The organism is Paenibacillus sp. TAB_01 (assembly GCF_043945595.1).
In the GTDB taxonomy this organism is placed as follows: Bacteria; Bacillota; Bacilli; order Paenibacillales; family NBRC-103111; genus Paenibacillus_S.
Genome location: NZ_JBIFNP010000001.1, coordinates 4166431 through 4179610 on the forward strand (window position 1 = coordinate 4166431; position 13180 = coordinate 4179610).

At 52.1% G+C, this 13180-nt stretch carries 14 protein-coding genes and 1 pseudogene; all 15 read right to left on the bottom strand.

The annotated features are described in order from the left end of the window. Positions 1–126: 126 nt before the first annotated feature. The 15 genes and pseudogenes from ccsA to ribH all read right to left on the bottom strand — a co-directional run bounded on the left by ccsA (position 127) and on the right by ribH (position 13151). Positions 127–1375, bottom strand: a pseudogene (ccsA, locus tag ACHHV8_RS20220) (cytochrome c biogenesis protein CcsA). Further along, complete coding sequence (gene resB / locus ACHHV8_RS20225) at positions 1372–3060, bottom strand: cytochrome c biogenesis protein ResB (RefSeq protein WP_395160989.1); 1689 nt, start codon at positions 3058–3060, stop codon at positions 1372–1374. The pseudogene ccsA and the gene resB overlap by 4 nt, the downstream one beginning before the upstream one ends. Positions 3061–3249: 189 nt before the next feature. After that, positions 3250–3774: a thiol-disulfide oxidoreductase ResA gene (resA, locus tag ACHHV8_RS20230; protein WP_395160991.1), complete on the bottom strand. Its 525-nt coding sequence runs from the start codon at positions 3772–3774 to the stop codon at positions 3250–3252. A gap of 66 nt (positions 3775–3840) precedes the next feature. Further along, on the bottom strand, positions 3841–4587 hold the full coding sequence (locus ACHHV8_RS20235) for a pseudouridine synthase (RefSeq protein WP_395160993.1): 747 nt from the start codon (positions 4585–4587) through the stop codon (positions 3841–3843). 21 nt (positions 4588–4608) lie between these two features. Beyond that, on the bottom strand, positions 4609–4950 hold the full coding sequence (locus ACHHV8_RS20240) for a hypothetical protein (protein ID WP_395160995.1): 342 nt from the start codon (positions 4948–4950) through the stop codon (positions 4609–4611). 55 nt (positions 4951–5005) lie between these two features. After that, positions 5006–5539, bottom strand: a complete 534-nt coding sequence (locus tag ACHHV8_RS20245; RefSeq protein ID WP_395160997.1) for a spore maturation protein — start codon at positions 5537–5539, stop codon at positions 5006–5008. Positions 5540–5545: 6 nt separating this feature from the next. Then, positions 5546–6163, bottom strand: a complete 618-nt coding sequence (locus ACHHV8_RS20250) for a nucleoside recognition domain-containing protein (RefSeq protein ID WP_395160999.1) — start codon at positions 6161–6163, stop codon at positions 5546–5548. Between the two features lie 71 nt (positions 6164–6234). Beyond that, positions 6235–7407, bottom strand: a complete 1173-nt coding sequence (locus tag ACHHV8_RS20255; RefSeq protein ID WP_395161001.1) for a D-alanyl-D-alanine carboxypeptidase family protein — start codon at positions 7405–7407, stop codon at positions 6235–6237. 360 nt (positions 7408–7767) lie between these two features. Then, entirely contained in the window at positions 7768–8484 is a 717-nt protein-coding gene (locus ACHHV8_RS20260; RefSeq protein WP_395161003.1) for an SOS response-associated peptidase, read from the bottom strand. After that, positions 8485–9582, bottom strand: coding sequence for an HD-GYP domain-containing protein (locus ACHHV8_RS20265; RefSeq protein WP_395161005.1), 1098 nt, complete (start codon positions 9580–9582; stop codon positions 8485–8487). It abuts the gene before it with no gap. Positions 9583–9778: 196 nt separating this feature from the next. After that, positions 9779–10249 (bottom strand): GerW family sporulation protein, encoded by a 471-nt coding sequence (ytfJ, locus tag ACHHV8_RS20270; protein ID WP_395163571.1) that lies wholly within the window; start codon positions 10247–10249, stop codon positions 9779–9781. A gap of 132 nt (positions 10250–10381) precedes the next feature. Continuing rightward, entirely contained in the window at positions 10382–11068 is a 687-nt protein-coding gene (locus ACHHV8_RS20275) for a DUF2953 domain-containing protein (protein ID WP_395161007.1), read from the bottom strand. A gap of 131 nt (positions 11069–11199) precedes the next feature. Continuing rightward, positions 11200–11808, bottom strand: a complete 609-nt coding sequence (gene scpB, locus ACHHV8_RS20280) for an SMC-Scp complex subunit ScpB (RefSeq protein WP_395161009.1) — start codon at positions 11806–11808, stop codon at positions 11200–11202. Continuing rightward, positions 11777–12565, bottom strand: a complete 789-nt coding sequence (locus ACHHV8_RS20285; protein ID WP_395161011.1) for a segregation and condensation protein A — start codon at positions 12563–12565, stop codon at positions 11777–11779. Before ACHHV8_RS20285 ends, scpB begins: the two co-directional genes overlap by 32 nt. A gap of 118 nt (positions 12566–12683) precedes the next feature. Beyond that, a complete protein-coding gene (gene ribH / locus ACHHV8_RS20290; RefSeq protein ID WP_395161013.1) occupies positions 12684–13151 on the bottom strand; it encodes a 6,7-dimethyl-8-ribityllumazine synthase in 468 nt (155 codons plus the stop codon). Positions 13152–13180 lie beyond the last annotated feature (29 nt).

The window sequence follows — 13180 nt, forward strand, 5'->3', positions numbered from 1 at the left end:
TTGGAAGATAACAGCTGCGCCGTCCTGCAAGCATGCCATTCGAACCAGGGTTTTCCCTGAAGAAAGGCAGCTCGGGACGGCCGCGTGAATTCAAGCAAATGCTGTGGAGGCGAACCTCAGGCCAGCCTAAGTTCCCGAGTAGGAATGCAGGCCGGCGATCACCAAATTGACACCGATCAAAGTAAACATAACAACGAGGAAGCCGATCACCGAGAGCCAGGCGGATTTTTTCCCCTGCCAGCCCCGGGATAACCGGAAGTGCAAATACGCGGCGTAATACAGCCATGTGATCAACGCCCATACTTCCTTAGGATCCCAGCCCCAGAAGCGTCCCCACGCTTCCGCAGCCCAGATCATCGCAAACACCAGCGCACCCAAGGTAAAAATCGGATAACCGATGGCAATGGCCCGGTAGCTGATTTCATCGATATCCTCGGGATCGATGCCCTGCAGGAGCGGTCCGACCAGCGCGCCGATCGGCTTGCGAATCATTAACCGGATCAAGCCGTAAAGGATCAAACCGCCGAGAATCGGACCAGACTACCGTATTGAGCTTCCGTCCCCCGTTCGCTCCCGTAATCCAGGACGGCGCTTCCAGCAGCGGTTCGCTCATGCCAAGGAACGGCTGCATTTGAATGACTTCCGATTGGTACGGCTTAAAGATCGGCGGCAGCACGTAATCCACATTCTGCTGTGTCTTTTGTTCTACATTATTTGCATCTACCGAGGTGGTATATGTAGCAAATTTGGCATGATATCCGGCTGCGTTGAAGCTGAAGATCGCAACGACGAAAGCGACGATCATAACCAGGAAGAAGACCGTGATCTCAACTCCGACCTGCTCTCTGCGGTGCTTACGCTCCTTGCTTTGAAAATTGACGGTGCGAAGCAGGTACATCAGCCCTGCCGCAAAACCTACGGCGAAGAAGGCTTCCCCCGTCGCTGCGGTCGTAACGTGGATTTTGAGCCAGTAGCTCTGCAGCGCCGGAATTAACGGCTGAACTTCCTTCGGAAAGACGGAAGCGTACCCGATGATAATAATGCTGACCGGCATCGCAAAAATCCCCAAGGCCGGCGCCTTGTATAAGAAGTAAACGATGATAAAAGCAAGAGTAATCATCATGCCGAGGAAGGTCATAAACTCGAACATGTTGCTTGTCGGGATATGTCCCGCCTCCGCCCAGCGGGTAAAGAAGAAGGCGGCGTGGCCGGCAAAGCCGATGATCGATAACGTTAAGCCGATCTTCCCCCACTTCCTGGCGTGCCCCTCCGGATCGTCAGGGCTCCACTGCTTGCCAAGTACGGCTACGACAAAGCTAAGAAATGCCAGATTATATACAATAAACGCAATTAATAGAAAGGAACTGCTGGTCACTGCTTACTCACTCCTGCCTCTAGCGACTTGGGATCGACCTCGATCCCAGATTTATGAAGAAACTGGGCAACCTCCTTACGAATACCGAACCAGTTCTTATTCGTATGCGCTCCCAGAACAAGCTGGCCCTTATCAATCCGAAGCCAGATGCGGCGATGATGCCAGTAGAAGCCCATAACCAAGCCGATCATGGAAATGGCCGCTCCTACCCAAATGTAAGGCAGCGCGCGGTCGATACGAATATTCAAATAGCTCACATAATTGGACAGCTTGACATCTTCCATGGAATTGACCGAAAGCTCAAGCTTATTGGCCAGCTCTCCGTTCAGCACATCCTGCCTGAAATTTTCCTTGTCAATCTGCCGGGGGAAATAAATAAAATTACTGCCGTCTTTCGGCATGTCAGGACCTGTGACGGAAAAAATAAAAGCAGGAACGTTCGGCACATTCGACTTGGTCATCGGCATGCTCTTGTCATCCAGCGCAAAATCGGGAAAATACGCTTTCAGGTTCAGCGTGTACGGACCAACCTTATAGGTGTCTGAGGGACGGCTCATCGATAATTCCATCGTGCCGTAGACTTCACCGGTTTGCTTGTTCCTCAGCGAGGGCGTAACCGAAATCAGCATTGGCGATTCCGTGAAATCGTACTGGTAAGCCAGGAAGCCTTTGTAATCGAGCGGTTTATTGACGAGAATATCTTGATTATACACCTCTTCGAGCTTCGGTTCCTTCAAAGGATCGTCGCAGTCCGCCGTGCATTTGTACAATATCGCCTTGGTTTCGTACACTTTCGGAACCGCCTGCTGCTTGGCGCGAAATGCCTCGGACATCTCTTCTTCCTTGTAAAATTCAAGTGTAAACTTCTCATTCTTGAGATAATAGGATGTTTCGGGTATTTTGACCGGCACCCCTTCGGGGAAGGCGAGATGCTGATCCATATTCCACCCCGGCAGGCTTCGCATCAGCACCGCCATCAGGAAGATAATCAGACCGATATGGTTGATATAAGGGCCCCAGCGGCTGAATCTGTACTTTTCCGCCAGCAGGGCTGAGCCTTCCGTATGTACGCGGTAGTGGTGCTTCTTGAGCTTGGCCGCAGCCGCCTGCACCCAGGCCGTCGCCGCTTCCTCCGAGTGCTCCTCATCCGAGACGAAGATGGGAAGCTGTCCGGTGTAGGACACCTTTTGCCGCTGCAAAAACTGGGTGTGCTTGCGGATCTGCTGCTTGTTTAAAGCGCGGTACAGCGGGAGCACCCGGTCCAGGCTGCAAACGACCAAGGAAATTCCGATCATGAACAGCAGCGTAATAAACCACCACGATTCATAGGTATGGGAAAGCCCAAGCTCATAATAAATTTTGCCGAGCGTACCATATTTCTCTTCATAGAAGGTTGAAGGATCGAAGTTGAGAAACATGCTTTCCTGCTCGAAAACCGTGCCGAGAGCCGCTCCTGCAAGTGTGATAATAATTAAATAAATGGCGATTTTCACGGATGAGAAAAAGTTCCATACTTGATCGAGCCATCCGGGATTTTCTTTCTGCGAACGTCTTGCCACCCCATCATATCGCATTTCCAGCGGCGTCGTTTCGTCGTCCTCGAATAACGGCTTACCACAGGATTCGCAAAGAACGGTGCCGACATGATTCTGGTGACCGCATTCGCATTTTGTATTCTGAATCATGGTGCCTCCTCATGCGCTCGTTTAGGTTCATGCCGTATGTGCCTAGGCGCACCCCCGTTCACTAGGAAAGATGCATTCCGCTGACAGGTTTCCGTCCGTCCATGGGAATGCATCTTCCAGTTCAGCTTGAGGTATGTCCTTCACTTGACAAATACCGTCAAAAAAGGCATAAACCAAAACGCGAGCTCTTTATTTACCGGCAATAGAAGCCAGAGTCGTCTCTATAAGCGCTTCGTCCATTTCACCGATATGTATTTTGGCGATCTTGCCGTCAGGCCCGATAAAAAAGGTGGTCGGGTACTGCATGACCCCGTACCTCTTGCGAATCTCCTCGTTATCGTCCAGCAGAATCGGAAAGCTTACCTTGTACTGCTCAATGAAATTTTTGACGGTAATACTGCTTTCGCCCAGATTCAGACCGAGAAATACGACCTTCTGGGGATCTCTCTTCTCGTACTGATGCTGAATCGCCGGCATTTCATCCTTACAGGGCGGGCAGAATGTTCCCCAGAAATTGACCATAACGGTCTTGCCCTTGTAGTCGGACAGATGATGCTGCGTGCCGTCCAATGCGGTCAAAGCAAAATCAGGTGCCTTGGCGCCCTCCGTCGGCTTCTTATCCTTTGCGTACAGATTGTTTATCAACGTCAAGGCGCCGATCAGCACGACAACGGAAAAGATGGCAATTTGCACCCATCTTCTATTTTTGCCCATATGCATACACCTCAATCGATAGCTAGTCGAACCTACACTCATTATATCGAAATTTAGTGCGAAAGCTTATTTCCCTTTTTGAATATTATGTGTCGACAGCGCACTATCCTTCAGCTCTTTCACTTCTTTGGCATCGAGATGCCGGAATTTGCCGCGCGGTACGCCGGACAGAAGAATCGGTCCGAACTTCACCCGCTTCAGCTTGATCACCGGGAATTGAATCGCATCGAACATACGGCGCACCTGCCGGTTCCGCCCTTCGTAAATCGTAATCGATACGATCGTTTCATTCTTGTCCGGACTGATATCGTAATAATCGACTTCAGCCGGCGCGGTCATCCCGTCCTCCAGCTGGATGCCGTCCCTTAGCTTGTCCAGCAGCGTTCCATGCGGAACCCCCTTGACGGTGGCAAGATAGGTCCGCGGCACGTGATGCTTCGGGTGCGTCAGCAGGTTGGCGAACTCCCCGTCATTGGTGAGCAGCAGCAAGCCTTCCGTATCGTAATCCAACCTTCCGATCGGATAGATTCGTTCCTTTATCGGTTTGAGAAAATCCGTTACAATTTTGCGGCCGCCCGGGTCCGAAGCGCTTGTAATAACCCCTTTCGGCTTATTCAGCAGCACATAAATCTTTTTCTCCTGCTGGATTTTGCGTCCGTCCACTTCAATCATATCCTTGGACGCGTCCACCTTGACCCCCAGAGTCGTAATCACTTCATCATTTACTTTCACGCGTCCTGCGGTAATTAATTCCTCACATTTGCGCCGGGAGGCCACTCCCGCTTCAGCCAATACTTTCTGTAATCGTTCCATTAGTCTCCATTCACCTCAAACCTAATGATACCTATCCTCCGGTGAAATCACAAGCTGAGACCATGGAAAAAAGAACCCCGGGCACGAAATCGTATGGGGATAAATATCGTCCGTCTGAAACCGGAACGTTCCTGCAAGCCTAAGAATGAGCTTGTGAAGCAAAAAAAACTGCTCTTTTTCCTCCGACGTGTAATGGTGACGGGGCTCGGAAAAGTCGCCTTCAAGGCAGATATGAACATAAAGGGGATCGGTTTGATCCGGTGAGGGGATGATGGAGCCGTTGCGGGTAATGTAAAAATCGAAGCCTTTGCCGTTAATCGAGGGACAGACGGAATGATGAATCACAACACCATAATACTGCACGCAGCTCACCTCTTTCGTTAGCTGGTACAGTATATGTGCGGAGAATCCGTCGGTTCTAGGCGAACACCAGGTAGCAGATGACGATGGAGGCGACGAAGCCGACCGCATCCGAAATGAGGCCGACCTTCAGCGCATAGCTCGCTTTGCGGATGCCGATGGCGCCGAAATAAACCGTGATCACGTACAGCGTCGTATCCGTGCTGCCCTGAATCGTGGACGCAATGCGGCCCACCATCGAATCCGGACCGAACTGCTGCAGCAGATCGGTCGTAAAGGCGAGCGAGCCTGCTCCCGTAATCGGCCGCAGAATGGCCAGAGGAAGAATTTCGCTCGGAATGCCGAGCATGGCGCAGAACGGGCGAATCCATCCGATCATCAGCTCCATCGCTCCGGAAGCGCGGAACACGCTGATCGCCACCATCATGCCCACCAGGTGCGGGATGATGCGGATGGCGGTATCAAAGCCTTCCTTGGCCCCATCCACAAAGGACTCATACACAGCTATTTTGCGGTAAGCCGCATAGAGCGGAATGAATACGATAATGACGGGAATGGCCCATGCGGAGATCAGATTCACCCAGGAGTACAAGCACGATCATCCTTTCGCTTTCGGATTATGAGGCGGTGTATTCAGCAGCAAATGCTTGCGGCGGTACCACTTATCGACCAGAATAGCTGCAAGCGTCGAGACGAATGTCGCAAGCAAGGTAGTCCCCACGATCTCGGCTGGATTGAGCGAGTTGTAATTCATGCGAATGGCAATGAGCGTTGTCGGAATCAGCGTAATGCTTGCCGTATTGAGCGCCAGCAGCGTACACATGGCGGGACTGGCGATGTCCTTGTTCGGGTTCAGCAGCTGCAGCTCCTGCATAGCTTTAATTCCCATCGGAGTAGCGGCATTGCCGAGACCGAGGATATTGGCGCTCATGTTGGACATGATGTATCCTAGCGCGGGATGATCCTTCGGCACGGACGGGAACAAAAAGCGGATGAACGGGCGCAGCAGCTTGGACATCACCTGCAGCAAACCTGCGTCCTCGGCAATCCGCATCATCCCGAGCCAGAAGACCATGATGCTGATAAGACCGAAGCAGACTGTAACCCCGCTTTTGGCTCCATCAAAGGCCGCCTGCGTAACCAGCTCGATCTTTCCTTGTACCGCTGCGACAACGAAACCGGCGACGATAAAGAACAACCAAATGAAATTGACCATAGCGGGAAAGTCGCCCCTCTCCAAAATATGGAATCTGCCGAACGGTAATTTAAGCGAACGCAGCCTTTAATTTAAGCGCTTCGGCCCGTGAACACGATCCGGAACAAGTACTGGACGATAAACAGCCACTTATCCGCTCCGCCGGATGTCCCTCCGAGTGAGCCGGAGAAAGAGAACGCCCCGTGGTCGTCGAGCTTGAGCCTCGGACTGCCTTTCATAAACAATGGCACGCTGCCGATCGGCTTGCCGCTCAGCATATAATGAACTGCGCCAACTTCGCCGAGCCTGTAATTGGCCGAGGCGGGATCATTCATTTGAATTTGCGAGGTAAATTGGTTCTTCTCCGATTCCAATGCCGGATAACCGAAGGAAATGCCCGCAACATAGGAGGTTCCATCAATTACATCCCCTTTATTGACCAGCGGGTGCAGCGGGAAATTTTTGAACCCGTAATCCAGCAGCTTCGTATGATCGGCCCAGTCATCCGGATCGTTCAGCGTCACGACTGCCAGCTGCTGTCCGTTGCGGGTTGCTGAAGAAACAAGGCAGCGCTTCGCAATCTTCGTGTAGCCTGTCTTAACGCCATCCGCACCGTCATACAGATTTAGCATTTTGTTTTTATTCATCCACGTGTAATCCCATGTCTCATTAGGGTTGGGAGCTTTTTTCACCTTGGTTTTTACAATCTCGCGGAAGACCGGATTGCGCAGCGCGTAAGCCGTCAGCTTCGCCATGTCATTGGCCGTAGAGTAATGGCCTTCCTCATCAAGGCCGGACGGATTTTTAAAGCTGGAGTGTTCCATTCCGATCAGTCTGGCCTTCTCGTTCATCATATAGGCGAAGCCCTCGACCGAGCCCCCGACATGCTCCGCGATAGCCGTCGCCGCATCGTTGCCGGAACGAAGCATCATACCGTACAGCAGATGCTGAAGGCTCATTTCTTCGCCCAGCTTCAAATAAATGGACGAGCCTTCCTTGCCTGCAGCGTTGCGGCTGATCGTCACCTGATCGGATAGCTTGCCGTGCTCGATGGCGACAATCGCCGTCATAATTTTGGTCAAGCTGGCGATGCGCATGGACTTGTCTCCCTGGGAGCTGTACAGGATGCGGTCCGAGCTGACATCGATCAGAGCGGCGGATTCCGCATGGGTGGAGACGGAGGGCGCGGCCTCGACGGACAAAGGCGTGCTCCATACCGGGATGAGCAGCAAGAGGGCAAGCGCGAATAAAATCATTCTTTTCATGAGATCCTCCTGAACAATAGAACTTAAACGGCTCTTCTCCTTGGCAAACGGCTTTGCTGCCCGTCCAAGGATACCTTGTACATATATATGCCCGTCCTGTCCGGTTATGTCCAAGTAGGGCCCGTTCCCGATTGAAATGCTTTCGCCGGAAGCGCCTAATCTGCGCAGCGCAAAAAAGCCCCGAACGAAACGAGGCTGCTGAAAAGTTATCGCTGCGAGTACGGAACATTCTCCGACCGCTGTTGTCCCTGAATTTCATTAAACGAAACGAGGCCACTGAAAAAGTTATTTTGCTTGCGAGGATGGAGCCTTATCTCCGCCACACTGCCTGCCGCCGCAGACTCATTGCTGACTTCTTCTTTACCACAAAGCTTGCAGCGGCTCCACACACTCCGGGCCGTCATGCTTGACATTGCCGACCAGCGGATCGACTTCATACGAGGTCATCTTCTGCGAGAGGTAAGGCTTGCAAATCGACAGCAGCGCCTCCACATCCGTGATGCGGCGGTCCAGCCAAACGGCTTCATCCTCCGGCCGCAAAATAACCGGCATCCGGTTGTGCACCTCGGCCACGAGCTCATTAGGCTCAGTGGTAAGAATGGCGCACGTATGCAGCTTCGTGCCGTCGGCCATAAGCCAGGTATCGTAGATCGCGGCCATGCCGAATAACGCCCCGTCCTTCAGCATAAAGCGGACGGGCTGCTTTCGTTTGCCGGCCGCCTTCCACTCGAAGAAGCCGTCTGCCGGGACAATGCAGCGCTTCCTCTCCAGCATTTTGCGGAAGCCGGGCTTTTGCCCGACTGTCTCCGCGCGCAAATTCATCGGCTTGGGGCCGCTGTTCTCCTCCTGAGACCAGCTGGGGACAAGCCCCCACCTCAGCTGGCCGAGCCGATAAGGCCCCGGCTGACTGTCCTGGTGCCCCTCCGCCGCCGCATTTCCGCCGATCAGCGCGGGAATCCACTGCCCCGGCGCCACATTGTAGCGCGGAGCATAGCTGCCGATTTCCGGCGGCGTTTCCACCATAAACCGGAAAAGCAGCTCCTCCAGCGAAATAGTAATCGTATATCTGCCGCACATTTACGCACCACTCCAATCATCGACGCCGCTCACGAACACAGTAAGCCGCTCGGATAAGTCGACTTCATAAGGCTGCGACACCCGCTGCCTGTCAGCATCCTCCAATACTCTAACGATAGGCCGCTGAGGCACGTTCGGATTGATGCGGACCACCACGCCCTTCTCCCCTGTGCTCAGCATAACCGTCAGGCCGAGCGGGTAGATCGCCACATTGTCGCGAAATAACGCCACTTTTTTATGCTCATAAAGCGTGCCGACACCGGCAAAAAGCACCTCCATCGCTTGATGGGGCAGCATCGCCTGCCGATGGGGCCGGTGCGTCGTGATGGCATCGTAGCTGTCCGCCACTGCTACCCATTTGGCAAATTCAATCATCTCATCGCCCTTGATGCCTCGCGGATAACCGCTGCCATCCTCGCGTTCATGATGCTGAAAAGCGCAGTGTGCCGCTAGCAGCGGCATGTTAGGCTCGTCCTTAAGCAGCTTGAAGCCGTAGACGGGATGCTTCTTCACTTCGTTCCATTCCTCCGGAGTCAGCGGACCCGGTTTTTTTATCATTTCCTGGTTAATCTTCGTCTTGCCGATATCGTGAAGCAGGGCTCCGAGTCCCAGCGTCGTCAGCTCGTCCCGGCTGAAGCCGTTGACCATGCCGAGCATCGTTGCGTAAATACAGACGTTCAAAGAATGCTGGAATAAATAATTGTTCAGCACATTCATATTCATCAGCATCATCATAGAGCCTTCGCGGCCATCCAAATCGTCTATGATCATCTTGATCACATTGCCGAACGCTTTTCCCATCACATGCTGCTTGGAAAATTTGGCTCTGCTGTTTCCTTCCATGAGCGCGCGAAAATGGGTGCGAACCTCGCCCAAAGCCTTGATCCGCGTTTCATCTGAAATCGGATCTTCTACGACAATGTCCTCCGTGTCCGGATCTTTTATGTATACATAATCGATGCCAAGCTGCTGAAGCCGCCGGATCAATGACTGTGAGAGTTCAGCGCGCTCATTCAGTAAAATAAGGCCCTCTTCATTAAAAATACATTTTCCTAAACGCATGCCGGGAACGCAGGAGCTCGTAGGAATTAATCTCACAGAAAAACCTCTCTCATCATAGCATTAGCTTAAATATAGCAAGAAATATTCAGAATCGGCAATATCCATTTCACCATCGCATGTCAGGCTTGCTTGCAGGGTGACGCCGCAGAACCAGAGCGCCCGGACATCCCGGATCGCAAAAAAGCCGCCCGATGAACGGGCAGCCTCGAATCAAAATGATTTACCGGCAAAATTAGACGATAAAGTTCTGATTTTCTATATTGTTCGTAACCTGCGCTCCATGCTCCGACACGCCCGCTGTTTTGCTTTTCATCATGCTCTGGATGCGGTTCACCACGTGCGGTGCCGAATCGATCAGACGCTCCAGCAGATGGGTCTGGTTGTCGAGCGGCACAATCTTGACTCCGTGCTTGCCCACCACCAGAAAAGCAATCGGCGTAATGGAAACCCCGCCGCCGCTGCCGCCGCCGAAGGGAAGCGCCACATTGGCATTCATTCCGTCGTGACGCGTACCTGCCGTGCCTTCCTCTGCGCCGAATTCGCTGCCGCCTGCCGCGAATCCAAAGCCGACTTTGGATATCGGCATAATGACGCTGCCATCCGGAGTTTCAACCGGATCACCCACAATCGTATTGACGTCCACCATCTCTTTGATGTTTTCCATGGCGGTTTTCATTAAACCTTGAATCGGATGCTCTGCCATCATGAGTCCTCCTTATATTCCTGATTTGAAATAAGGTTCTGTTAAGCATTTGTTAGAGTTCCCTGGCCTTCGGCACGATATTCCGGCGCGGCGTTAGCAAAAGTTAACTGGCCTTCAGCAGTTCTCTGCCGCTCAGTTCTGCTCGAAAGGCTTGAAAATAACGCGCTGCCACGTTTTTAATCCGTCCTTCACTCGGAGTATGCGGAATAGGAGCCGGATTCCTGCAAGCAAAATATAAAATAACCGGATTTTTGCGATGCAAATGATTTCGGTTGCGAACGCGTATTCGTTATATTGCGGCACCACCAGCAGCCGAGGCCGGGTTTCCAATTGAATGAATTGAAACAGGAAGCCGAGCAGCGAAGACTTCAAGCTCCAGACCAGACCGGTTGCCATAGCCGTTTCGGCGGCATCGCCCAAGCCTACGTTCGTTTTCCAATACAGCTTCGTACAGCGGACATGCTTCAATGTTTCAAGCATCCACTTATGAAATTGAAAGCAGTGCTCAAGCAATACCTGAACATTGTCATAGGCCTGCTTGATCCGCTCCATCGTGATCTTCCCATGGGAGCCCTGCTCCAGATTGTTGTTGGATTTATTGACAACCTCAGCTTTAACTTCAAAGGCATTTTGCAATTCGGATAACTTTAACACCGGAATAGACAAACGCTGCTTGACGAGTCCGCTCATCGCATGGACATCCACGACGATTTCATCATCAGCGTGCCTTCGCATTAAGGTCAATCTGCATTTGATGCTGCTGGAAAGCACAATCACGAAGCAGACGGCCACGATCCCGGCCACCCAGGCCCATTTCATAATTTCCCTCCCGCTTTCATGAAATAACGCGTTTTCTTGGCATGCAAAAATAACCCCGTTGATGAAAGGAAGCTTGGCGGCTTCGCTTCATTTAGGAGTTAGTATAGCCCTAGGCTGGTAAAACATGCGCGTCATTCCGTATCCGATACGTCCTCGAACGTGATCTGCTCCGCTTCCAGCTTATTGAACAGCAGCCGGGTTTCTTCCTCAAGCCCTTCGTCCACCTGAAACAAGGAGGTTTCGGGCAGCTCGCTGATATGACTGAGAGCAAAGTAATCCAGAAACGCTTTGGTCGTGCCGTACAGAATAGGACGTCCCGGCGCATCGGCCCGGTTCACTTCCTGGATCAAGTCTTTGGCGACCAGCGTCTGCAAAGCGCGTTCTGCTTTCACGCCGCGGATTTCTTCAATTTCCACCCGCGTGATCGGCTGCTTGTAGGCTACAATGGCCAGCGTCTCCAGCGCCGCCTGGGAAAGCGAAGAACGTGACGGAGAATGGGCCAGCCGTTCAAAATAAGGCGCGTGGGCAGGCAAAGTAGTGAGCTGGTACGTTCCGGCAAGCTCAACGATTTGCAAGCCGCGATGACCCGAACGGAAATCGCTCTGCAGATCCTTCACCAGATCACGGATGAAATTAGCGTCCTGCTCCAGTATTTCAGCCAGCTGCTTGGCATCCAGACCCTCGTCCCCTGCCACAAAAAGCAAGCCTTCAATAACTGATTTCATCTGTTGAAAATCCATCTGCCGTTCCGTCCTCTCTTGCCTGTATCACAATATCCTCAAATAAACGATGCTGGTAGCATACGATGACCTTCACCTTCATCAGCTCCAGCATGGCCAAAAACGTTGTTACGATGCCTTCACGCGATGCGTCATGGTCAATGAGCTTGGAAAAAAGCAGCTTGCCCCCCGCATGCTCCAGCAGTTGAACCACTTCCGACATCCGGTCCTTCACGGAAATCTCATCCTTGCGGATTTTGGCTACCATGTTGCGGTTGGTCATCCGGCGCAGCGCCCGCTGAAAGGCGTAAACCAGGTCCGCGATATGAAGCCCTTTGACCGGATTCTCGATCGTTGCCGGAATATAAGGAGTTAAATCCTCCGGCTCACGGGTATAAATCAGGCTTCGTTCGAGCTCTTTGTCCCGCAAATGATCCGCTATCGCTTTATACTTACGGTATTCAATCAGCTTCGCTACCAGCTCCGCACGAGGATCATAATCCTCGTCCATCATATAATCGTCATACTCAATCTCGATAACGGGAGGCTTCGGCAGCAGCATCTTGCTTTTGATGGAGAGCAGCGTCGCAGCCATGACGAGAAACTCGCTCGTCACCTCCAGCTCCAGCTCCTGCATCGCATCGAGGTATTCCATATATTGATCCGTGATTTCTTTGATTGGAATATTGTAAATATCCACTTCCGCTTTATCAATCAGATGGAGCAGCAAATCAAGGGGGCCTTCGAACGTATCCAGCTTGTAAGTTACTTTATCCAACCAGTACTTCCCCCTAAAGACTTTACATGTAATGAGCAAAGCCGGCTTTATAACATCATTAAATCATAAGCTAGGTTCTGCCGGAACAAAACCTAGCTTATGCTAAGATATCATTGAATTAAGACAATTGTCTAGTCAGGTTCGCCATTTCAATCGCGGTAGCAGCGGCCTCCCAGCCTTTATTTCCTGCTTTCGTCCCCGCACGCTCAACCGCTTGCTCGATCGAATCGGTAGTCAATACACCGAAAATCGTCGGTACGCCGGTTTTCAAGTTAATTGCCGCCACCCCTTTAGCCACTTCGCTGCAAACATAATCGAAGTGCGGTGTGGAGCCGCGGATTACGGCGCCGAGTGTAATGACAGCGTCGTATTTGCCGCTTTCGGCCATTTTCTGTGCGATCAGCGAGATTTCGAATGCGCCCGGCACCCATGCCACCTCTACCTCGTCGTCCTTAACGCCGTGACGCTTCAGCGCATCCAGAGCGCCTCCGAGCAGCTTGCTCGTAATAAATTCGTTGAAACGGCCGACAACAATGCCGTATCTTAATCCCTCGGATACTAAATGTCCTTCGTATACTTTCGCCATAATTCGTCAACATCCTTCCTGATTGCATA